This is a genomic window from Synechococcus sp. WH 8109 (assembly GCF_000161795.2).
In the GTDB taxonomy this organism is placed as follows: Bacteria; Cyanobacteriota; Cyanobacteriia; order PCC-6307; family Cyanobiaceae; genus Parasynechococcus.
Genome location: NZ_CP006882.1, coordinates 1,078,089 through 1,100,257, shown reverse-complemented (window position 1 = coordinate 1,100,257; position 22,169 = coordinate 1,078,089). Strand labels below are relative to the sequence as shown.

Genomic DNA, 22,169 nt, shown 5'->3' with positions numbered 1-22,169 from the left:
CACCTGGATGCTTCCCATTCAGCGCTCGCTGGGTTTGGAGGCCGACCGTGGTTTTCAGAATCTGCAGGGTCGCCAACAGCGCTTTCACGCCTTTCTGCAGCAGCAACTCGCAGCGCCTCCGGCCGTTCCCTTTCCCCAGGGGGTCAGTGAGCGCATGTCCAAGCTCAGCTCCGGCTTTGCCGATTATCCGGACCTCCCTGATTCTGCCCGCCGTCGCTTGGTCACCGATGCCCGTCAGTGGCTGCATGAGCTGCGCCATCGCCTGGAACCCTCGGCTCCGATGGCAGCGCCACGCCTGAAGGTTCAGGCATCTCCCCAGCAGCGTGCCAGCTCACCACTGCAGCTCGACAGTCCCATCACACAGATCCGTGGTGTGGGTCCGAAATTCGCGGCACGGCTGGCTTCGATCGGCCTGCTTCTGGTACGCGACCTGCTCCGCTATTACCCCCGTGATCATGTCGATTACTCCGCGATGCGCCGCATTGAGGCACTGGTGTCGGGGGAAACAGCCACGATCGTCGCCACGATTCGCCGTTGTAACGGATTCGTCAGCCCACGGAACACCAACCTCGCCATCATTGAGCTGCAGCTGCAGGACCCGACAGGTCGCCTGAAGGTGAGCCGTTTCCTGGCGGGCAAACGCTTCAGTTCTCCGGCTTACTTCAAAGGCCAGCAGCGTCTTTACCCCGTCGGTGCCACTGTGGCCGTCAGTGGTCTGGTGAAAGACGGCCCCTACGGCATCACCTTTCAGGATCCGTTGATCGAGGTGCTGGACAGCCCCTCGTCTCCGGTCAAATCACCCAGCATCGGCCGGATTTTCCCGGTGTATCCCCTCACCGAAGGGGTTGGCGCGGATCGGTTCCGCAGCCTGATCGATCAGGTCCTGCCCCTCGCGGCATCGTGGCCTGATCCTCTCCCCGCCGCGATACAGCGGCAATTCCTGCTGCCGGCACTCTCGGAGGCCCTGCAGGCCCTGCATGCGCCCAAGGACCGCGAAAGCCTCGATCGGGGACGCCGCCGGCTGGTGTTCGATGAGTTTCTGCTCCTGCAGCTCGGTCTGTTGCGCCGACGCCAGGCGCTGCGCTCCCGGACGGGCCCAGACCTGGATCTCCAATCCAGTTCCAATGGGCTTGTGGGGGAGTTCATGGATCTGCTGCCCTTCCGCTTCACTGCAGCCCAACAACGGGTGTTTCAGGAGATCGAAGCCGATCTGGCGCGCAACGAACCAATGGCCCGTCTGGTGCAGGGGGACGTCGGCTCGGGCAAAACGGTGGTTGCCATAGCAGCGTTGCTCAGCACCATTGCCTCGGGCTGGCAGGGGGCCCTGATGGCCCCCACGGAGGTGTTGGCCGAGCAGCATTACCGCAACCTCTGTCAGTGGCTGCCGCAGCTCCATGTGAGCGTCGCCTTGCTGACGGGATCCACGCCGCGGCCCCGCCGTCGGGAGCTGATGGATGACCTGGCCAACGGTTCGCTGAAGGTGCTGGTGGGCACCCATGCCTTGCTCGAGGATCCTGTCGTTTTCAACCGCCTGGGGCTGGTGGTGGTGGATGAACAGCATCGTTTCGGTGTGCATCAACGGGATCGCCTGCTCAACAAGGGCTTGCAGCCCCATCTGCTCACCATGACGGCAACACCGATCCCACGGACCCTGGCGCTTTCGATGCATGGGGATCTGGATGTCAGCCAGATTGATGAATTGCCGCCAGGGCGAACACCGATTCGCACCCGCATGCTCACGGCCGCAAAGCGGGAGAAGGCCTATGAGTTGATCCGTGAGGAGGTGCAGCTGGGCCAACGGGCCTATGTCGTTCTGCCTTTGGTAGACGAGTCGGAAAAGCTCGAGCTTCGCTCAGCCGTCGAGGTTCACGCTGAATTGGCCTCGGAGGTGTTCCCTGATCTGGCCGTTGGTTTGCTGCATGGGCGTCTCTCTAGTGCTGAAAAGCAGGCGGTACTGACCGATTTCGCTGCGGGCAAGAGCCAGGTGCTGGTGTCGACCACGGTGGTGGAGGTGGGGGTGGATGTGCCCGAAGCCAGCGTGATGGTGATCGACCATGCCGAACGCTTTGGTCTGGCACAGCTGCATCAGTTGCGGGGGCGCGTTGGCCGTGGTGCCGCCGCCTCCCATTGCCTGTTGATCAATGGCAGCTCTAATCCTCTGGCCCGCCAGCGGCTGGATGTGCTGGTGCGCTCAACCGACGGCTTTGAGATCGCCGAGATGGATCTGCGCTTGCGGGGGCCTGGCCAGGTGCTGGGGTCCCGTCAGTCGGGTCTCCCTGATCTGGCCCTGGCCAGCCTTGCCGATGATGGTGCTGTGCTGGAGGACGCACGAACAGCCGCCCAAGAGCTGTTGAACAACGATCCTGAGCTCGAGCAGAATCCTTTGCTGCGCGAGACTCTGGACGCACAACAGCGTCGCCTCAGCGGTGGCACCCCCTTGAACTGATTCATCCCGCTTCCGCCTCGATGCGCCCTTGGAGTCTCATTCCGATCGAAGATTGCGGCGAGCCTTTGCAAGCGCTGCCTCCCGCTTTGTTGCGGATGGAACCTCACCCGTACATGGCGCTGGGGGCGCCCTATGGGGCGTTGGGGCATCCCTTTCAATTGCGCATGGGGGTTGTTCAGCGCCTCCTGGATGCTCAGCAGCAGCTGGTCGAGCGTGATCCCAGCCTGCGCCTGAGCATTTTTGATGCTTGGCGCCCGATCGCCGTGCAGGCCTTCATGGTGGACCACAGCATCGCGGAACTCTGCCTTGAACGCGGCGTAGAACTGCGCTCGGGGCACGCTTTCGATCAGGTGGTGGCCGATGTGGGGCGGTTCTGGGCCGCTCCCAGTCGGGAACCTGCGACCCCGCCTCCCCACAGCACCGGTGCAGCTGTTGATCTCACCCTGAGCAGCACCGATGGAACGCCACTGGCCATGGGGGGAGAGATTGATGCCATAGGTGCGGTGTCTGAACCGCAGCACTACGCCGGTCGGGAGGATTCCGAAGCTCCGCGCTGGCATCAACGCCGGCAGTTGCTCGCTGAAGTTATGGGAGCAGCAGGCTTTGCTCAGCATCCGAACGAATGGTGGCACTACTCATTCGGTGATCAGCTCTGGGCCTGGCGAAAGGGTGCAGCTGTGGCGTTCTACGCCGAGGCCGTCAACAGAGCGCTGACTTCTTGATCACCCAGCTTCTCTATGTGGTCCCCGAAGCTGCGACGTCCACCTGCGGCTTTCCAGCTGAGGAGGAGCGGCTCGAGGGTTTTCTCCAGATCATCCAAGGGCAGCTTCTCCATGTAGGGGCGTGCCAGACGCTGAAGGTTGGGGGTGCCGCCGAGCCACAGCTGGTACTGGTTGACCCCGTTGCCCACCAAGCCCAGCTCCGCCATGTAGGGGCGGGCACAACCGTTGGGGCAGCCGGTCATCCGCACAAGCAGGGACTTCTCAATCTCGAGCCGTCGCAGCTGGGCATCGAGGCGATCCAGAACATTCGGAAGGATGCGCTCTGATTCGGTGATGGCGAGCCCGCAGGTGGGTAGAGCTGGGCAGGCGATGGCATGCCTTGCCAGAGGTGCTGGAGCTTCAGGGACCGCAAACCCGAGGGCTTCCAGCTGGGTTCGAATGCTGGCTCGCTGGGAGGTGCCGATGTTGCACAGCAGCAGGTCTTGATTGGCGGTGAGGCGAATCTCCAGCTGGTAGGTCTCCACGAGCTCCCTCAGCCCTGCCTTGAGATCTCCGTTCAGGCGACCACAGAGCAGAGGCAGTCCCACGAACCACATCCCTGCCTTCTGGCGATGCCAGCCGAGATAGTCCAAAAGCTTGGCCTTCGGCTCATTTCGTAGGCCCTTGAGGCTTCCCTTGAAGTAGGTCGCGCAGAGGGTGTCGCGGAACCATTGGATTCCCTTGTCGTGCAGCAGATACTTCATGCGGGCGTGCTTGCGCACCTCCCGATCACCGTGATCCCGTTGCAGAGCCAGGATCGCCTGAACCACATCCAGAACGTCGGCCGCATCGACATAACCCAAAGGATCCGCCGTGCGGGCGAAGGTCTCCTCCTTGTTGTGGGTGCGGCCCATGCCACCGCCCACGTAGACGTTGCAGCCCCGCAGATCGCCGGAGGGGTCGGTGAAGGCCACCAGGCCGATGTCCTGGGTGAGTAGGTCAACAGAGTTGTCACCTGGCACGGTGACGGCCACCTTGAATTTCCGGGGTAGGTAGGTGTCCCCGTAGAGAGGTTCGTCGATGCTGCCGGAAAAAACGCCGCCTTCGCTCTGACGCTTTCTGGCCTTCTGAACGGCTCGGCTGGGCTTGAAGCGATAACTCAGGTCACCGTCCACCCAAAGGTCGAGATAGGCCCCCTCGGCCGCTTCGGGGCTAAGCAGATCAGCGATTTCATCTGCCAGGCGCCGTGCCACGGGATACCCGCCTTTCTCAAAAGGAGCTGGTGGTGCCATCACATTGCGGTTGATGTCCCCGCAGGCCGCCAGGGTCGAGCCCATGTTGCGAACGATGGTGCCGATTACCTCTTTCAGGTCGGCCTTGGCGATGCCGTGCATCTGGAAGGCTTGACGGGTGGTGGCCCGCAGAGTTCCGTCCCCAAGGCGGTTGGAGAGGTCATCGAGTGCGAGGAACAGCCGGGCAGGGATGCGTCCGCCCGGACTGCGCAGCCGCAGCATCATTTGCCAACTGCGGATCTTGTCCGTTTTTCGCAGTTCGCGGTGGTGCTGTTGGTAGCTGCCGTGAAACTTCAGCAGTTGAACGGCATCTTCCGTGAAGCGAACATCGTCGTTGCTGAGCTCGCTCAACAACGGGTCACGTAGATGGTCGCTGTCCAGCTTGCGCTGCTCTGCCTTGGACAGCGATTGAGTTCCTGTTTCCGCCACTGCCAAGGAGCCTTCCCCCACCCCGAATAGGATTTCTTGATTTGAACGTAGCGAAACGGCTTCCAATACAGTCGCTTTCGGCTCTGACCTTGGCGTGACGGCAACCTTTCTTCTGGAAATCGGCACCGAGGAGCTTCCTGCCGATTTCGTCAGGCAAGCGCTTGACCAGCTGCAGCAACGGGTGAGCCGTGATCTGCGTGAGGCAAGGCTTGCCCATGGAGCGGTGTCGGTGTTCGGCACCCCCCGGCGTCTGGTGGTCTCCGTCGCTGATTTGGAAGACCGCCAACCCGATCTTCAGGAAGACCGCAAGGGCCCTCCCGTGGCTCAGGCCTTCAAGGACGGCATCCCAGGGCCAGCGGCGATCGGTTTCGCTAAGCGCTGCGGGGTTGATCCCTCAGCTCTTGAGCAGCGTGACACTCCGAAGGGGCCTTGCGTCTTCGCAACAGTGCTCACCCCCGGCCAAGCCTGCGTTGAACTGCTTCAGGGGCTGATCCCCCAATGGATTGATGCTTTGCAGGGTCGGCGGTTCATGCGCTGGGGCACAGGAGCCCAGCGCTTCAGCCGCCCGATCCGCTGGCTGCTGTCGCTCAAGGGTTCAGAGGTGATCCCGGTCGTGCTGGGCGGTGCTGACCCCGAGGTCCGCAGCGATCGTTTCAGCCGTGCCCACCGTCTCCATGGTGACGAGCCACTCTCCATCGCATCAGCGGAGCAGTTTGGAGAGACCCTTGCCGCCGCAGGCGTTGTTGTCGATCGTGCGGAGCGGGCCAAACGAATTCGCACCAGCCTGGACCAGTCGGCACAGGCCGCCAACGGAACTCCCGACTGTCCGGAGTCGCTGTTTGAGGAACTGGTGGATCTGGTTGAAGACCCCAAGATTCTCGAGGGAACCATTGCTGAGCGGTTCCTGCAGCTTCCTCCGGAGGTGATAAGCACAGTGATGCAGGCCCATCAGCGTTATGTACCGCTGAAGGTGCCTGGTCTGGAGGCTGACCCGCTCCGACTCACCGCTGAGGCTGTGCTTCGGCCCCAGTTCCTTTTGGTGGGCAATGGCCTGGCCCCGGCGTCGTCCTTGATTGTTCGCGGGAATGAGCGTGTCCTTGGAGCTCGCCTGGCGGATGCCGAATTTTTCCTAGATGTTGACCGGCGTCAGTCCAGCGCATCTCGGCGTGAGGCCCTCGACCGTGTCACCTTCGCCGAAGGATTGGGCAGTCTTCTGGACCGCTCCGAGCGAATCGAGCGGCTCACGGGCCTTCTGTTGAAGCAACTCGGTCTTGATGAGAGCGTGGTGGATACGGCCGAGCGTGCCGCTCATTTCTGCAAGAACGATCTGGTCAGCCAGATGGTGGGTGAGTTCCCTGAACTTCAGGGCCTGATGGGGGGCAAATACCTCCTGGAGGAGGGAGAACCCCGTGATGTTGCTCTCGCTGTGGTGGAGCACTATCTGCCCCGGGGAGCCGGTGATGCTCTGCCCGCAACTCCCGCGGGAGCCGTTGTGGCCTTGGCGGAACGACTCGAGCTGTTGCTCAGCATCTTTGCCAAGGGACAGCGGCCGACCGGATCCTCAGACCCCTATGCCCTGCGGCGGGCTGGCAATGGTGTTGTGCAGATTCTCTGGGGCATGGCCTGGCGCCTAGACCTCATGGCCTTCCTCAGCATCGCCGTAGAGGAATGGGCTGCTCAGTTCCCGGCCTTTGCGGTGGATGCCAGCCAACTGCACTACGACCTCTGTCAGCTTATGCGGCAGCGGATCGTGTCTCAACTGGAAGATGACGGCTTTGCGCCTGATCTGGTGCAGGCCGTGGCTGGTGATGCCGTCTCCAGCCAGCGTCTGCTCAGTGATCCCCTGGATGTAAAACAGCGAATTCAACTGTTGCGTGACCTTCGGGACAGCGGTCAGCTGGATGCCGTCCAGGCGGTGGTGCAGCGGGCAGCGAAGCTTGCTGAAAAAGGTGATCTGGCACGGGATCAGCTTGTGGCCGGAGATGTGGTTAAGCCGGGACGGTTCGAGTCAGCCAGTGAGAAGGATCTGTTCGCAGCTCTGGAGCAGCTGCAGCCATTGGCTCAGCAGCGGTCCTATCAGTCCCTTGCTGATGCCCTCGTCGCGGCAACCCCGGCGCTCCAGGCCTTCTTTGATGGTGACACCAGCGTGATGGTGATGGTCGACGATGCTGCGCTGAGGCTCAATCGCCTCAACCTGTTGGCGGTCCTGCGCAATCAGGCTTCGGTCTTGGCCGAATTTGAATCGATTCAATCCAAATGAATGCAGCACTGGTCTCTGCGGCTAAGCAGGGGCCAGCCGATTCAGCTTCAGTGTCTGATCAACAGAGGATCTACCCCAAGCAGCCCGTGATAATCCGCCAGGGAGGCAATTTTAGGGAAGCGTGATTGCGGCAGTGGTTTTGGCTGCTGCCGCCGTTTACGCCATCAACGTCTGGTCGAAGACCAAGAAAGAAACTTCCCCCGCCAAGAATTGAACAGGGGATTGAGCGGATCAAGAATGCCGCTAGCTAGGCGATCGAGTCGCGCAACTAACCAGGAACTTAGTCACTGGTGTTGGAGTGATGTTGTGGGCCGGTCTCCCTACCTCAGGAGACGCCGGCTTTTTCCTTCGACTCGGAACCTTTGGAGTTCCCCTCCTTGGATTCGCCAGCCTGAGCCTTGATCTGCTGGGCCGCTTCCTCCGCCAGGAAATCACCGTCGGAACGGCCAACGGCCGAAGGAACAGGGTTGTAAACCGATGGAGCCAGGGCTTCGCCCCGGATCAGGCTGCCCAGGGTGCGGAGGGTGAGCTTGATCTGCTGCCAGGGGTTCATCATCACCACCCGTTTGTACAGGTAGCTGTCGAAGGTCAGCTTCTGCACGTCCTTGTCGTCGCACATCTCGACGAAGGCTTCCCTAGCAGCATCGTTGCGATAGAAGATTCGCTGCAGGATGTCAAGCACCGCATAGGTGGCGCCGTATTTGCGGTCCCAGCGCTTCAGGTAGGTCGACTTGATCTGCTTTTCAGTGGGGATGGAGGCACCGTTGTTGGAGATTTCCACAATCGCTTCGGCACACATCCGGCCGCTCTTGGCAGCGAAATAAATGCCTTCTCCGGAGCTCTTGGTGACGTAGCCCGCTGCATCGCCCACCAAGGCCATACGGCCCACAACTCGACGCGGACGGGGGTGCTCAGGAATCGGATGGGCTTCCACCTTGATCACTTCGCCCTGGAACAGGCGCTTGTTGGCTCGCTCACGAATGCCCCTTTGCAGACCCTTGATCAGGCTCTGGTTCTGCTGCATGGTTCCTGTTCCCACTGCCACGTGGTCGTATTTGGGGAACACCCAGGCATAGAAGTCGGGAGAGACGTCTGTTCCGACGTACATCTCAGCAAGATCTTCGTAGTAGGTCATCTCTTCAGCAGGAAGCTTGATCCGTTCCTGGAAGGCGATGGCCACGTTGTAATCACCGGCATCCATGGCTTTCGCCACCCGGGAGTTGGCGCCATCGGCACCGATGATCAGATCCACGGCCAGGGTCTTCTGCTCACCGGTGGGGCCACCACCGCTGTAGTCGGCGTAATGAATGGTGTAAGGGCCCTGACGGTCTGTACCGGTGTCGATCTTCTGCACCAGTCCATTGATCAGGGTTGTGCCCAGATCAGCGGCCCTGTTGCGGAGGAAGGCATCGAACACCTCACGACGGCACATGCCGATGTATGCGTTTTCGTCGTAACCGAGGGGGTCCAGTTTGATATCCACCTCTCGGTTGGAGGGGGAAATCATCTTCATGTTGCGGACCTTGCGGTCAATGATTTCGTCGGGCAGGTCGAACTCTTCGACCATGCAGAGCGGAATGGCTCCACCACAGGGTTTGGCGTTATCGAGTTTGCGCTCGAATAGCCAAGTTTCAATTCCCGCCTTGGCCAAAATTTCGGCAGCACAGGAGCCACTGGGGCCACCACCGATCACCGCAACTCGCAACATCTCAGCCCGTCTCCGCTGGATTGTTTTGTGAAGCTATCACTGCCACAACAACCTTTGTGGGTTGACCTGGTTGCTGCCTTTACGATCGAAACAACACGCATCAGCGCCTTGGTTCGGGCCTCCTCTGCGCGACGCATCGAGCGGGAGGACATTCCGGTCGCTCGACGAAAACGGCAGCCGCGTCAACGCAAGGGAAATGGCGCAGCTGGATTGCTGTTTGGGCTCGTTCTCGTCTGTGCCGGAACCCTCGCTGCGGTGATGCTGGTTCCCACGCTGCTGTCACAGCGCCAGCCCATGCAAAGCCTTGAGATTTCAGGCTTTCGCGAACTTCCCGACGCTGATGGCCGTCTCCTGGGTCACTTTCCCTACGGAGAGGCAGATGCTGATCAACTCATCGTCTTTGAACCGGGGATTGAGCTGAATGTGAAAGCCGCCGAGGCCCTTGACACGATGATGCGTTCCGCCTTGGCTGACGGAATCGATCTGCGTCTGCTCAGTGGATTCCGCTCACTGGCCCTCCAGGAATCGATCTTTTTTGACGTGGCCTCCGAACGGAACCAGACCGCTGAAGAGCGAGCCCAGGTGTCAGCTCCACCGGGCTACTCCGAGCACAGCACGGGGTATGCCGTTGATCTCGGCGATGGCCGTTTTCCTGAGACCAACCTCTCCCAGAGCTTCCAAGACACCACTGCCTTTAGCTGGTTGCAGGACCATGCGGCGAGATATCACTTCGTGTTGTCCTTCCCTGAGGGCAACAAGCAGGGTGTGATGTACGAACCCTGGCATTGGCGCTACGAGGGCAATGCGGATGCACTGCGTTTGTTCGAGCCGGCCAGTCGGTTCTCTAGGCGCGACCCTTGAACGTTCCCGAACTGCTTTCACCTGCAGGGGATTGGGCTGCGATGAAGGCGGCCGCCGCCTCCGGTGCCGATGCGGTGTATTTCGGCGTTGATGCCTTCAACGCCCGTCAGCGGGCTGAGAATTTCCGACTGCAAGACCTTCCTGAGGTGATGCAGTGGCTGCATCAGCGGGGGCTGAAGGGATTCCTCACCTTCAACGTGTTGGTGTTCAGTGATGAATTGGAGGCAGCGGCTCAGTTGCTGATCGCTGCAGATCGAGCCGGCGTGGATGCGGTGATCGTCCAGGACGTGGGGCTCTGTCGCCTGGCCCAGCGGCTGGTGCCGAACCTCTGTGTGCACGGCTCAACCCAGATGTCGATCACCAGTGCAGCGGGGATTACCCAGGCTGCGGCGCTGGGTTGCCAGCGGGTGGTGCTAGCCCGTGAGCTGGCCCTGCGTGATCTCGAGCGCCTGCAGACACAACTGATTCAGCGGAACCTTGCGATGCCGTTGGAGGTGTTTGTGCACGGCGCCCTTTGCGTCGCCTATTCCGGTCAATGTCTGACCAGTGAATCCCTCGGGCAGCGCAGTGCCAATCGAGGTGAGTGCGCCCAGGCCTGTCGCCTGCCCTACGAAATGGTTGTGGATGGTCAACCCCACACCCTTGAAGACCAGCGTTACCTCCTCTCGCCCCAGGATCTGGCGGCCTGGGAGCTGCTGCCGGAGTTACAGCGCATCGGCGTGGCCAGCCTCAAGATCGAAGGGCGTCTTAAGGACGCTGCCTACGTGGCTGCCGTCACCGACGCCTATCGGCAGCGCTTGGATCAAACCCCCGCTTCGGCGCCGCAGGTGCAACGCCAGCTTGAGCTGGCATTTTCCCGTGGCCTTTCCACCGGTTGGCTTGAAGGGGTGAACCATCGCCGTCTGGTGCATGGCCGCTGGAGCAAGAAGCGGGGCCCGCTGCTGGGGCAGTTGCTGCGGGTGGAACGGGGTGGTTGGTTGCATCTGCGCAGCCGGGAAAAGCTGCATTCCGGGCAGGGCCTTGTGTTGGAACAGCTGTCGTCCGACCCCCTGCAGCCGCCTCGGGAGATCGGTGGCCGGATCATGGTGTGTGAGCGGCTGGGCGACGAACGCTGGAAGCTGCGCCTGGGGCCCGATCGTGTGGATGGCTCGGGCTTGAGACCTGGCGCCTCGGTCTGGCTCACCAGTGACCCCGATTGGCAGTCCCGTTGGCAGCGTGCCGCCCGCCGCACGGTGGAGGCTCGGTCACGGGATCTGGCGCTGCGGGTGTCCGGTCGGCTGGATGCACCGCTGGAGTTGCACGTCCTGGAGCCCCAGGGATTTGAGCTGAAGCTCTGCAGCACCATGCCGCTGGAAAGCGCTTCGCAGCGCCCCCTGGAACGGGAACGGCTTGAGCAGCAATTGGGACGCCTTGGGGGCACCGGTTGGTCGCTTCAGCATCTGGAGATCGAACTGGAGGGAGATCTTTTTCTGCCCGTGGCGGAACTGAACCGCATGCGTAGGGCCCTGTTGGAGCAGTTGGAGGTCTCAGGAGATGACAGCACCGATTCAGGTCCTGTTCCTGCAGCCACCAAAACGCCAAACCCAACAGAGCTGCTGGCTCAGATGTACCCACCAGCTGTCGCTCCCCTCAGCGAGACCAAGCCAGGCTTGGTGGTGCTGGTGCGCAGCCTTGAGCAGCTGCAGGCCTTGGTTGATCTCTCCGGTACAGACCTGCCGATTCGATCAGTGGTGGCGGATCTTGAGCAGCCTTGGGAGCTGCGGGAAGCGGTGGCGATCGGTCGTGGCTGCTGGCCGGAGGGTGTATGGCTGGCCGGGGCACGGATCACACGGCCTGATGAACGCTGGTCGCTTGAGCCACTGATTCGGGCCCGTCCTGACGGTTTCCTGGTGCGAAATGCCGATCAGCTGGAGGTGCTGACACCGCTGGCACCCTGCATTGGAGACTTTTCCCTCAACACCGCCAACCCCCTGAGTTTCCACTGGTATCGGGACTATTGGACGCTGCAGCGACTCACGGCGAGTTACGACCTGAACCTTCAGCAACTGCTGGATCTGGCCGCCGCCGTTGATCCAGCGCTGCTGGAGGTCACCCTGCATCAGCACATGCCGTTGTTCCATATGGAGCATTGCCTGTTCTGTGCATTCCTCTCGGCCGGCAAGGACCACACCGATTGCGGTCGTCCCTGTGAGAAGCACCACGTCACCTTGCGGGATCGCAGCGGCGTTGAACATCCCCTGCGGGCTGATCTGGGTTGTCGTAACACCCTTTTCAATGGCACGGCGCAATCGGGCGTTGAGGCGCTTCCGTCGCTGCTGCGGGCAGGCGTACGCAGGATCCGGCTCGAACTTCTCGATGAGGATGCCTCTGCGACGCGCCGGCGCGTCAGCCTTTACGCCGAGGCTCTGGCGGGTCGGATGGCCACCCAGGAGGTCTGGTCCCAGGAGCAGATCCACCACCAGCTGGGCGTCACCCGTGGCAGCCTGCGCAGCAAGGGTCCGGAGCGCACCAGTCGATTCTCACGTTGAGATAACCTGTCGCACTGCGCCTTTGGCGTTCTTCACAAATACTTACGGTCAGCCCGCATGAGCGCCAACAACAAGGCGATCCGCAACATCGCGATCATCGCCCACGTTGACCACGGCAAGACGACTCTGGTCGATTCGCTGTTGGCGCAGTCAGGAATTTTCCGCGACAACGAGGCCGTCCCGACGTGTGTGATGGACTCCAACGACCTTGAGCGTGAGCGGGGCATCACGATTCTGTCGAAGAACACGGCGGTCACTTACAACGACACCCGGATCAACATCGTTGACACCCCTGGTCACGCCGATTTCGGTGGAGAAGTGGAGCGGGTGCTGGGCATGGTCGACGGTTGCCTGCTGATCGTGGATGCCAATGAGGGGCCGATGCCCCAGACCCGTTTTGTGCTGAAGAAGGCCCTCGAGCAGGGCTTGCGTCCGATCGTCTTCGTCAACAAGATCGACAGGGCCCGGGTGGATCCTGAGACCGCCGTCGACAAGGTTCTCGATCTGTTCATCGAACTCGGCGCTGACGATGATCAGTGCGATTTCCCCTACCTTTTTGGTAGCGGTCTTGGAGGCTTCGCCAAGCCCGACATGAAGACCGACAGCGACAACATGCGTCCGCTGTTCGATGCCATCCTGCGCCACGTTCCGCCCCCGGTTGGTGACCCGGAGAAGCCCCTCCAGCTGCAAATCACCACCCTTGACTATTCCGACTTCCTTGGCCGGATCATCATTGGCCGCGTTCACAATGGCAAAATTAAACAGGGTCAGAACGCTGCACTGATCAAGGACGACGGCAGCATCAAGAAGGGACGCATCAGCAAACTGCTGGGCTTCGAGGGCTTGCAGCGCGTTGAGATCGAAGAGGCTTTTGCCGGTGATCTGGTGGCTGTGGCTGGCTTTGACGACGTCAACATCGGCGAAACCATCGCTTGCCCCGATGAGCCCACCGCTCTGCCGCTGATCAAGGTGGATGAGCCCACCCTGCAGATGACCTTTGTTGTCAACGATTCACCCTTCGCGGGCAAGGAAGGCAAGTTCGTCACCAGTCGTCAGGTGCGTGACCGCCTGCAGCGTGAGTTGCTCACCAACGTTGCCCTGCGTGTGGAAGACACCGATTCACCGGACCGTTTTGCTGTGAGTGGTCGCGGTGAGCTGCACCTCGGCATCCTGATCGAGACCATGCGCCGTGAGGGCTATGAGTTCCAGGTGTCCCAGCCGCAGGTGATCTACCGCACCATCGATGGCACCCCCTGCGAGCCGGTGGAGACCCTGGTGATGGATGTGCCAGAACCAGCGGTGGGCAGCTGCATAGAAAAACTGGGCACCCGTAAGGGCGAGATGCAGAACATGGAAACCAGCGCTGATGGCCGCACCCAGCTGGAGTTCATCGTTCCTTCTCGCGGTCTGATCGGTTTCCGCGGTGAATTCATCCGGGCCACCCGCGGCGAGGGAATCATGAGTCATTCCTTCTACGAATACCGGCCGATGATGGGTGAATTCGACACCCGCCGAAACGGTGTGCTGATCGCCTTCGAAGAGGGAACAGCAACGTTTTATGCCCTCAAGAACGCAGAGGATCGCGGCCAGTTCTTCATCAGTCCGGGCACCAAGGTCTATAAGGGAATGATCATCGGGGAATACAACCGGCCTCAGGACCTGGAGATCAACGTCTGCAAGACCAAGCAGCTCACCAACATGCGTTCCGCGGGCGCTGAGGAATTGGACACGCTGCAGGCACCGGTTCAGATGACGCTGGAGCGCGCGCTCGAATATATCGGTCCCGATGAGATGCTCGAAGTCACACCCGAGTCGATCCGTCTGCGCAAACTTCCCGGCAAGAAGCCAGCCAAGTCCAAGCGCTGATGCCTCAGGCGGACCCTCGCTTTCAACAGGGTGTGGAGCTCTTCAATGCGGGTGAGTGGTATGCCGCTCATGATCTATTTGAGGAGCTCTGGCATGAAACCGCTGATCCGGATCGGCGCAGCCTTCAGGGGATCCTGCAGGTGGCAGTAGCGCAGTTGCATCTGCAACGGGGCAACCGGCGCGGGGCCACTATTCTTTTCGGTGAAGCTCTGGGTCGTCTCAAACGTCCGGGGACTCCAGATCTTGGCCTGGATCTTGCGTCTCTGTGCAGTGCTGTGCAACAGCGGCTTGAGGCGCTTCAGCAGGATCGGGATCCCGAGTCATGCACTGTCCCTGTTCTTGAGACCATGCGCTGAAGCGCCGGTAGTCTCGACGGACTTGGGCAGGTGGTGTGGCAGTGAAAGCAATGCTCCGTTCCCGGGGGCTTCTTTTAGCTTTGCCCCTTCTCACCGTCCTCTGGCCCCTGGTGTCGTCCCAGGCTCAGCAAACATCTGACGCAGGCGTCATCACTATTGAGTCCGACCTGCAATCGGCCGACAACGGCACGGGTGTAATTACCGCCAGTGGCAATGTTCGCTTCGTGCATCTCGGTCGTGGTTTGGTGGCCACAAGCCGACAGGCCCAGTACTTCACGGAGGAAGACCGGATTGTGCTGAGTGGTGATGTGGATGTGATCGAGGCTGATGGCAACCAGCTCCGCGCTGATCGCTTCACCTATCTGTTGGGCGAAGGTCGCGCGATTGCCAGTCCCGTTCCGGGCCAGCAGGTGTTCAGTCAGTGGTCGCTCAGTCCAAGCCAACCCGTGCTCGACGTTCAGGCCGAGACCAACCCGGTATCTCCATGACCCTTGAACTGTCGAATGTCTCCATCACCCTTGGGGGCCGCCAGTTGGTGAAGGGCTTGGATCTGAAGCTTGCCCCCGGCGAGGTTGTCGGCCTGCTGGGTCCCAATGGAGCTGGAAAAACCACCACCTTTAATCTGGTGATCGGTTTGCTCTCACCTGATCAGGGCGAGGTGACCGTGAACGGTGAGCGGGTCACCCATCTGCCCATGCCGGAGCGAGCCAGGCTTGGTGTGGGTTACTTGCCCCAGGAAGCGAGTGTGTTTCGCAATCTCACGGTACGTGAGAATCTGGATATCGCCCTTGAACAGACCGATCTCAGTTCCGAGCAGCGTCGGGATCGGCGCCAGCAGCTGATTGAGGACTTTCACCTCGGCGCATTCATCAACCGTCTTGGCTTTCAACTCTCCGGGGGAGAACGTCGCCGTTGCGAAGTGGCCAGGGCGCTGGCATCGGGTGCTAACGGACCGACGTATCTGCTTTTGGATGAACCCTTTGCTGGGGTCGACCCCCTTGCGGTGGCGGATCTGCAGCTGCTGATTGAGGGGTTGCGCTCCCGGGGCATGGGGATTCTGATCACTGATCACAACGTGCGCGAAACCCTGGCCACCACCGATCGGGCTTACATCCTCAACGATGGTGCGGTGTTGGCCGCAGGACGTTCCGAGGAGGTTGCGGCTGACCCACAGGTGCGTCGTTATTACCTCGGGGAGGGATTCCAACTGTGATTTTGGATCGTCTCAAACGGGCCACCTGGATGCGGCTGGATCTTCTGGATCGTTGGTTGCTCAAGGAGCTTCTTGGTCCGCTTCTGTTCTTCATTGCCCTGTTCACCCTGCTGCTGCTTACGGGTGGCGTGATGTTTGAACTGGTGCGGCAGATGGTCGACAAGAACCTGCCGATCACGATCGCGGCTCAGGTGTTGTTTTTGAGCATCCCGCGTTGGTTGGCTTTCTCTGTTCCGATCGGAACGCTGATGGCATCTTTGTTCGTGTTCACCCGCTTGTCTGCAAACAACGAACTCACCGCCCTGCGTAGCCTCGGCATCACCACAAAGCGGATGATCAGTGCCGCCATCGCCCTCTCGATGGCGATGACCCTGTTCAGCTTCTTCTTGAACGATGTGGTCGTGCCCCGCAGTGAGCGTTATGCAGAAGTCAATTTAAAGCGGGGTTTGGGCCAAGCTATTGCCAATAAAACAGGAGAAGACATTATTTACCCTCGATTTGGTAGGCGTACTGGAATAGATGGAAAGTCGGCAGACAGAGGCTTATTACAACTGTTTTATTCATGGAAATTTCAGGATGGTGAAATGAAAGATGTAACGGTGCTGGACTTCTCTAGATCCGGCATTACTCAGCTGTTGCGAGCTGATAGGGCTATTTGGAATGATGATCAGACTGGTTGGGATTTCCTGGATGGACACATACTAACTTTGACGGCTAATGGAAGCTCTACCAAGGCCGATTTCAAACGTTATCTGTATCCTCTTGACTCAGCTCCTCAGCGCCTGGCAGGAATTGAAGAAGATGCGGTCAATATGACTGTTGCTGAAGCATTGCAGGCTCAGAGGTTGTACGAAGAGTCCGGAAGCATCAAGGAAGCCCGTAAAATCCGTGTGCGGATCCAGGAAAAGTTCACAGTTCCGATGGCCTGTCTGGTGTTTGGTCTGTTTGGAGCCACCCTCGGTGCTCAGCCCACTTACCGCACCAGCCGAAGCTTCTCGTTTGTGCTCACTCTTGGGATCATCGCTATTTATTACGTGATTGGGTTTAGCTTCAGTTCGCTGGGGGTGAAGGGAACCCTGTCACCGATCCTGGCGGCCTGGCTGCCCGTGGTGTTGTTTCTCGGGGCGGGTGGTCTGTTGCTGAAACAGGCCAGTCGCTGATTGGCCGAGGCAGAATCGCCGTGTCTTCGGGGAATGGTGTGCTGAACACGCCTTTTGAGTTGGTCACCAGCCTTGGCTTTGCAGGCTTTGTGTTGCTGCTGCTGGCCATGCCTCTGGCTTTCTGGGCGGTGTCGAGCCAGTCCCGTGCTGGGTTGGTTCGGCTGCTAGTGGCCGTCGCCAACCTTCTTTTCACCGCTCAGCTGATTCTGCGCTGGTGGCAGTCGGGTCACTTCCCGATCAGCAACCTCTACGAATCCCTGTGCTTCCTGGCCTGGGCTTGCACGCTCACCCAGTTGCTGGTGGAACGAGCCTGGCCTTCCCCCATCGTCGCGGCAGCGGCCACTCCCATGGGTCTCGGTTGCATCGCTTTTGCAAGCTTTGCCTTGCCAGATCAATTGCAGTCAGCGGCCCCCTTGGTTCCTGCCCTGCGCTCCAGCTGGTTGGTCATGCATGTGAGCGTGATCATGGTGAGTTATGCCGCTCTGCTGGTGGGATCCCTGCTCTCCTTGGCGGTGTTGGTCATGGATCGCGACCAATCCCTGGAACTGCGGAGCAGTTCCATTGGCAGTGGTGGATTTCGTCAGGCGGCCTCGATCGCGAACCCTGGTTCTGTTCATCTGCAATCGGTTCAGCTGAGCACCAATGAACAACTCGACAGCCTCAGTTACCGCACGATCACGGTTGGTTTCTTGATGCTCACGGTGGGCATCGTGAGTGGTGCCGTTTGGGCCAATGAAGCCTGGGGCAGCTACTGGAGCTGGGATCCTAAGGAAACTTGGGCATTAATTTGCTGGCTGGTTTACGCCGCTTATCTGCACACCCGCCTCAGTCGAGGTTGGCAAGGCCGGCGCCCAGCTCTTGTTGCTGTGGTTGGCCTTGTGGTGATCGCTGTTTGCTACATCGGCGTCAATCTGCTGGGCATTGGTTTGCACAGCTACGGCTGGTTTTTATGAACTCCAGTGAACAATGAGGCACTCTCTCTAGCCACAATTTCCACCCTCGGATGAGAGATTGATCCTTTTGTCCAGACCACCCATTCCAGGGGTATTTCGGCCAGGTTCAGTCTGTGAAGAAGGTCCACCATCAGTGGAATAGATTATTGAGCCGCCTGTCTGCAGCTGCGGATTGAAAGCATGGTGGTGATGTGGTTCTGGTAGGGCAAGCGGCCGCCAACAGGGGATCGAGGTCCACTTGGCCCCTCACTCCACACCAATCAACCCTGGGTTGTGATCACAATCCTCTCTTATGCAGCAGGAACGAACAAATCAGCGCCTGCGGGGGCATTCGTTTCACTGAGATGAGCGATGCCTGATCGATTGTTGGGAGGTTTCGCTCTCTTCTGCTTCCGAGCGCAGATAACGATTCCGCTGGGCCGATTCCAGGCCAGACAGCAAGACAGCGTGTCTTGAGGGTGCGACCCGCTGAGGCCGATCAAGACCCCGAAGCAGTGGATGGATGCCTCGTCTGCTCATGCTGTTCTCCCGGTTATGCGTGAATCTCGCCTCGTGACCTGTGGTGAATCGCGTGCCTGAATAGTTTTATGATCTTCAGTCTTGTTCTGTGATCCACGTCACTGATTGGCGTGATGCCCTTTCATTCTGTTGTTGCTTCTCAGGACATGCATCAGGCAACGGGCAAAAAGGAAGGCCACCCCTGCAAAGGGATGGCCTGCACCTTGTTGGCGTTCATTGAAGCTGAACGAAGCGTCTGGCTGTTTGGCTTGTCAGACCAGTCAGGCAGCTTCTAGATCTTGCTCAGTTGGACTGTCGTCGCGCATTGGACACCTCCGACTTCAACTCTTCAAGTTTCCTCTACACGAGATGCTTTGATCATCCGTATTTCAACTCAGCGACAGGGAGGAGAGCCTGGGCCTGCCCGATGCTCAAAGCCAACAGAGCTATTGAGCCAAATGTTGAAGAACCGCACCAATGTTCATGCTCCCTTTGAGATATCCGGCAAAAGCCAATGAAATCACGCCAGCATTAAGCACCAGGAAGGCGGCAACCAATTTGACATCATCATTCATCCTTCGATTATCGGAGGCCCGTTCGTATAACTGTGGCCACCAAATCTTTGGAGATAATGAAACTGCTCAAGCGCCGGGTTCTTTCTTGAAGTGGTTACAAAAAAGCCCGGTGTAGGTGCCGGGCTTGTGGTGTTCAGTTGATGGTTTGCTGATCAGGCAAGAACAGCTTCCTTGCTGTTGCTGTTGCGGATGCCCTTGATCGCTTCGGCGTAATCGGGTTGGTTGAATACACCGGAGCCGGACACAATCGCGTTGGCACCTGCTTCGATCACTTTCCAGGCATTGCCGGCTTTGATTCCGCCATCAACTTCGATCCAGGGGTCGAGACCCTTCTCGTCGCACATCCGGCGCAGGTCGCGGATTTTCTGGACCTGGCTCTCGATGAAGCTTTGGCCTCCGAAACCGGGGTTGACGCTCATGATCAGCACCAGATCGCAGAGCTCGAGGCAGTACTCGAGGGTGTCGATCGGTGTTGATGGATTCAGAACTGCACCTGCTTTTTTGCCCAGGTCCTTGATCTGAGCCAGGTTGCGGTGAAGGTGCGGGCAGGCTTCAACCTGCACAGAAATTATGTCGGCACCGGCTTTGGCGAAGTCGGGAACGTACTTCTCAGGCTCAACGATCATCAGGTGAACGTCCAGGGGCTTCTGGGTCACCGGCCGCAGCGCCTCAACAATCAGCGGTCCAATGGTGATGTTCGGAACAAAGCGGCCGTCCATCACATCTACATGGATCCAATCCGCACCCGCTTCGTCCACGGCTTTCACTTCTTCGCCGAGGCGTGCGAAGTCAGCCGACAATATTGACGGCGAGATCACCAGGGGCTTGGTGCTCATGGATGAGGAGCGCGAAGTGCCGGGTGATTTTAGGGACTCCTGCAACCACTGATACAGTGAGCCGCGCTCAGACGTCGAGATCCACTGCGGCGACGGTCAACTGCCCGTCCAGGAGATCTCGCCAACCCGTCCCACCTCATCCGGAGTCCCGTGGATCAGACCCTCATTCAGGAAATTCTCGAGATCGTCGAGCAGGCCGCCATCGCTTCCGCCTCGCTCTCCGGCAAAGGCCTGAAGGATGAAGCCGATGCATTGGCTGTCGATGCCATGCGCAAGCGCATGAATCAGATCCAGATGCAGGGCCGCATCGTGATTGGCGAGGGGGAACGCGATGAAGCCCCGATGCTCTACATCGGAGAAGAGGTCGGCACCGGCACCGGCCCCGGCGTTGACTTTGCTGTTGACCCTTGCGAAGGCACCAACCTCTGCGCCTTCAACCAGCGCGGCTCCATGGCTGTTCTCGCCGCATCCGACCGTGGCGGTCTGTTCAACGCCCCCGACTTTTACATGAAGAAGCTGGCTGCTCCTCCGGCAGCCAAGGGCAAGGTAGACATCCGCAAATCAGCCACTGAGAACATCAAGATTCTCAGCGAGTGCCTGGGACTCCCCGTCGACGAGCTGAACATCGTGGTGATGGATCGCGCCCGTCATAAAGACTTGATCGCTGAGATCCGTGCCACCGGCGCCCGCATCCAGCCCATCTCCGATGGAGACGTTCAAGCCGCCATCGCCTGTGGTTTTGCGGGTACCGGAACCCACTGCCTGATGGGCATCGGTGCTGCCCCTGAAGGTGTGATCTCCGCCGCTGCCATGCGCGCTCTTGGTGGCCATTTCCAGGGCCAACTGGTGTATGACCCTGCGATTGCTCAGACCTCCGAGTGGGCTGACATGACCAAAGAGGGCAACCTGGCGCGTCTCGCTGAGATGGGCATCGCTGATCCCGACAAGGTCTATGAAGCTGAGGAGCTGGCCTGCGGCGAACATGTTTGTTTCGCTGGCAGCGGCATCACGGATGGTCTGCTCTTTGATGGCGTTAAGTTCGAAAAGGACTGCACCCGCACAAGCAGCCTGGTGATCAGCAACCTGGACAACACTTGCCGCTTCACCAACACCGTGCATATCAAAGACGGCGCCCAGAGCATCGCTCTGAGCTGATCGTCATCAACTGGTTGAGAGGAACGTCTTCATGCATATCTCCGTCGTCGGCCTCAGTCATCGGACGGCACCGGTGGAGATCCGGGAACGGCTCAGCATCCCTGAGCAGACCATGGAGACGTCCCTTCAATCCCTGCGCGGCAATGAGCAAGTGCTCGAGGCATCGATCCTCAGCACCTGCAACCGCCTTGAGATTTACACCCTTGTACGGAATCCGGACCTCGGCGTGTCGGCTGTCAGCGACTTCCTCAGCAGCCACTCCGGTCTTGAGACAGGAGAGCTGACTCCTCACCTGTTCAGCTACCACCACGAAGATGCTGTCGACCATCTGATGCGTGTGGCATCAGGTCTCGACAGCCTTGTTTTGGGAGAGGGTCAAATCCTCTCCCAGGTAAAAAAAATGATGCGGCTCGGCCAGGAGCACAAATCCCTGGGGCCGATCCTGAATCGCTTGCTCACCCAGGCTGTTTCCACCGGTAAGCGGGTCCGTAGCGAAACCAACCTCGGAACAGGAGCTGTTTCGATCAGCTCAGCTGCCGTTGAGCTCGCCCAGCTCAAGCTCGGCCAATCCCGGGGACTGGATCAACTGGTTACTCTTGAAAGCGAGCAGATCGCTGTTGTTGGTGCAGGGCGCATGAGCCGCCTGTTGCTCCAGCACCTTCAGGCCAAAGGTGCCTCGGGTGTTGTTCTGCTGAACCGCACCGTTGAAAGGGCCGAGCAGCTGTCGGCTGATTTCCCTGATCTCCCTGTTCAGTGCAGGTCGCTCACGGATCTGGATCAGTACCTGAGCACATGCTCGCTGATGTTCACCAGTACCGCCGCTGATGATCCGATCATTGACGCCGCACGTCTTGCTCCTCTGAACCGGCGCAGCAAGCTGCGCTTGATTGATATCGGTGTGCCGCGCAATATCGCTGCTGATGCTGCCGATGTGGACGGGGTTGAATCCCACGATGTGGACGACCTGCAAGAGGTCGTTGCCCGTAACCAGGAAGCCCGTCAGGCCATGGCCCGGGAGGCTGAGCAGTTGCTTCAGCAAGAAGCGCAGCAGTTCCTCGAGTGGTGGGACAGCCTTGAGGCTGTGCCGACCATTAACCAGCTGCGCTCTTCGATGGAGTCGATCCGCTCGGAGGAACTCCAGAAAGCCCTCAGCCGAATGGGCCCTGATTTCTCAGCCCGGGAGCGCAAGGTTGTCGAAGCGCTGAGCAAGGGAATTATTAACAAAATCCTCCACACGCCGGTGACCCAGCTGCGGGCTCCCCAGACCCGTCAGGATCGCCAACAGGCCCTCCGAATTGTCGAACGGCTGTTCGATTTGGAAGCTTCTTGAGT

17 protein-coding genes are annotated in these 22,169 nt (G+C 59.6%); 13 read left to right on the top strand and 4 right to left on the bottom strand.

The annotated features are described in order from the left end of the window. Window positions 1-7 precede the first annotated feature (7 nt). Both recG and Syncc8109_RS05960 read left to right on the top strand, forming a co-directional pair. Window positions 8-2,446 carry an ATP-dependent DNA helicase RecG gene (recG, locus tag Syncc8109_RS05965; RefSeq protein ID WP_232202491.1) on the top strand — a complete coding sequence of 813 codons (2,439 nt, stop codon included), beginning with the start codon at window positions 8-10 and terminating at the stop codon, window positions 2,444-2,446. A 20-nt stretch (window positions 2,447-2,466) separates the two neighbouring features. Beyond that, window positions 2,467-3,168, top strand: a complete 702-nt coding sequence (locus tag Syncc8109_RS05960; protein ID WP_025362311.1) for a M15 family metallopeptidase — start codon at window positions 2,467-2,469, stop codon at window positions 3,166-3,168. On the opposite strand, the gene Syncc8109_RS05955 is transcribed toward Syncc8109_RS05960, so the two are convergent. Next, window positions 3,132-4,874, bottom strand: a complete 1,743-nt coding sequence (locus Syncc8109_RS05955) for an NADPH-dependent assimilatory sulfite reductase hemoprotein subunit (RefSeq protein ID WP_025362310.1) — start codon at window positions 4,872-4,874, stop codon at window positions 3,132-3,134. The genes Syncc8109_RS05960 and Syncc8109_RS05955 overlap by 37 nt on opposite strands. A gap of 88 nt (window positions 4,875-4,962) precedes the next feature. On the opposite strand from Syncc8109_RS05955, the gene glyS reads away from it, so the two are divergent. Beyond that, a complete protein-coding gene (gene glyS, locus Syncc8109_RS05950) occupies window positions 4,963-7,128 on the top strand; it encodes a glycine--tRNA ligase subunit beta (RefSeq protein ID WP_006851619.1) in 2,166 nt (721 codons plus the stop codon). Between the two features lie 325 nt (window positions 7,129-7,453). Here glyS and chlP read toward each other — a convergent pair whose 3' ends face one another. Continuing rightward, complete coding sequence (gene chlP / locus Syncc8109_RS05945) at window positions 7,454-8,836, bottom strand: geranylgeranyl reductase (RefSeq protein ID WP_006850554.1); 1,383 nt, start codon at window positions 8,834-8,836, stop codon at window positions 7,454-7,456. Window positions 8,837-8,944: 108 nt separating this feature from the next. Here chlP and Syncc8109_RS05940 point away from each other — a divergent pair, with 108 nt between their 5' ends. The 8 genes from Syncc8109_RS05940 to ccsB all read left to right on the top strand — a co-directional run bounded on the left by Syncc8109_RS05940 (window position 8,945) and on the right by ccsB (window position 17,773). Then, complete coding sequence (locus tag Syncc8109_RS05940; RefSeq protein WP_025362309.1) at window positions 8,945-9,697, top strand: M15 family metallopeptidase; 753 nt, start codon at window positions 8,945-8,947, stop codon at window positions 9,695-9,697. Beyond that, window positions 9,694-12,225 carry a U32 family peptidase gene (locus Syncc8109_RS05935; protein WP_006850648.1) on the top strand — a complete coding sequence of 844 codons (2,532 nt, stop codon included), beginning with the start codon at window positions 9,694-9,696 and terminating at the stop codon, window positions 12,223-12,225. Before Syncc8109_RS05940 ends, Syncc8109_RS05935 begins: the two co-directional genes overlap by 4 nt. A gap of 57 nt (window positions 12,226-12,282) precedes the next feature. Continuing rightward, complete coding sequence (gene typA, locus Syncc8109_RS05930; protein WP_006849905.1) at window positions 12,283-14,091, top strand: translational GTPase TypA; 1,809 nt, start codon at window positions 12,283-12,285, stop codon at window positions 14,089-14,091. After that, window positions 14,091-14,447, top strand: a complete 357-nt coding sequence (locus tag Syncc8109_RS05925) for a DUF309 domain-containing protein (RefSeq protein WP_006851568.1) — start codon at window positions 14,091-14,093, stop codon at window positions 14,445-14,447. The genes typA and Syncc8109_RS05925 overlap by 1 nt, the downstream gene beginning before the upstream one ends. 110 nt (window positions 14,448-14,557) lie before the next feature. Beyond that, the gene (locus Syncc8109_RS05920) at window positions 14,558-14,935 is read left to right on the top strand and encodes an LptA/OstA family protein (protein WP_369792005.1); all 378 of its coding nucleotides are present in this window, start codon (window positions 14,558-14,560) and stop codon (window positions 14,933-14,935) included. Then, window positions 14,932-15,660 (top strand): LPS export ABC transporter ATP-binding protein, encoded by a 729-nt coding sequence (gene lptB, locus Syncc8109_RS05915; RefSeq protein WP_006850761.1) that lies wholly within the window; start codon window positions 14,932-14,934, stop codon window positions 15,658-15,660. The genes Syncc8109_RS05920 and lptB overlap by 4 nt, the downstream gene beginning before the upstream one ends. After that, complete coding sequence (locus Syncc8109_RS05910; protein ID WP_025362307.1) at window positions 15,660-16,820, top strand: LptF/LptG family permease; 1,161 nt, start codon at window positions 15,660-15,662, stop codon at window positions 16,818-16,820. The genes lptB and Syncc8109_RS05910 overlap by 1 nt, the downstream gene beginning before the upstream one ends. Window positions 16,821-16,858: 38 nt before the next feature. Beyond that, window positions 16,859-17,773 carry a c-type cytochrome biogenesis protein CcsB gene (ccsB, locus tag Syncc8109_RS05905; RefSeq protein ID WP_025362306.1) on the top strand — a complete coding sequence of 305 codons (915 nt, stop codon included), beginning with the start codon at window positions 16,859-16,861 and terminating at the stop codon, window positions 17,771-17,773. A gap of 944 nt (window positions 17,774-18,717) precedes the next feature. Here ccsB and Syncc8109_RS13055 read toward each other — a convergent pair. Further along, window positions 18,718-18,846, bottom strand: a complete 129-nt coding sequence (locus Syncc8109_RS13055; protein WP_006850396.1) for a hypothetical protein — start codon at window positions 18,844-18,846, stop codon at window positions 18,718-18,720. 152 nt (window positions 18,847-18,998) lie between these two features. Beyond that, on the bottom strand, window positions 18,999-19,682 hold the full coding sequence (gene rpe, locus Syncc8109_RS05900; RefSeq protein WP_006851102.1) for a ribulose-phosphate 3-epimerase: 684 nt from the start codon (window positions 19,680-19,682) through the stop codon (window positions 18,999-19,001). A 150-nt stretch (window positions 19,683-19,832) separates the two neighbouring features. Here rpe and glpX point away from each other — a divergent pair, with 150 nt between their 5' ends. Continuing rightward, on the top strand, window positions 19,833-20,837 hold the full coding sequence (glpX, locus tag Syncc8109_RS05895) for a class II fructose-bisphosphatase (protein WP_006851350.1): 1,005 nt from the start codon (window positions 19,833-19,835) through the stop codon (window positions 20,835-20,837). Window positions 20,838-20,868: 31 nt separating this feature from the next. Continuing rightward, window positions 20,869-22,167, top strand: a complete 1,299-nt coding sequence (locus Syncc8109_RS05890) for a glutamyl-tRNA reductase (protein ID WP_006851208.1) — start codon at window positions 20,869-20,871, stop codon at window positions 22,165-22,167. The last annotated feature ends 2 nt before the right edge of the window (window positions 22,168-22,169 follow it).

Bases quoted from the DNA above. Each gene is read 5' to 3' on its own strand.
- recG (WP_232202491.1), top strand. From the start codon at position 8: ATGCTTCCCATTCAGCGCTCGCTGGGTTTGGAGGCCGACCGTGGTTTT.
- Syncc8109_RS05960 (WP_025362311.1), top strand. From the start codon at position 2,467: ATGCGCCCTTGGAGTCTCATTCCGATCGAAGATTGCGGCGAGCCTTTG.
- chlP (WP_006850554.1), bottom strand. From the start codon at position 8,836: ATGTTGCGAGTTGCGGTGATCGGTGGTGGCCCCAGTGGCTCCTGTGCT.
- typA (WP_006849905.1), top strand. From the start codon at position 12,283: ATGAGCGCCAACAACAAGGCGATCCGCAACATCGCGATCATCGCCCAC.
- Syncc8109_RS05925 (WP_006851568.1), top strand. From the start codon at position 14,091: ATGCCTCAGGCGGACCCTCGCTTTCAACAGGGTGTGGAGCTCTTCAAT.
- lptB (WP_006850761.1), top strand. From the start codon at position 14,932: ATGACCCTTGAACTGTCGAATGTCTCCATCACCCTTGGGGGCCGCCAG.
- Syncc8109_RS13055 (WP_006850396.1), bottom strand. From the start codon at position 18,846: ATGAATGATGATGTCAAATTGGTTGCCGCCTTCCTGGTGCTTAATGCT.
- rpe (WP_006851102.1), bottom strand. From the start codon at position 19,682: ATGAGCACCAAGCCCCTGGTGATCTCGCCGTCAATATTGTCGGCTGAC.
- Syncc8109_RS05890 (WP_006851208.1), top strand. From the start codon at position 20,869: ATGCATATCTCCGTCGTCGGCCTCAGTCATCGGACGGCACCGGTGGAG.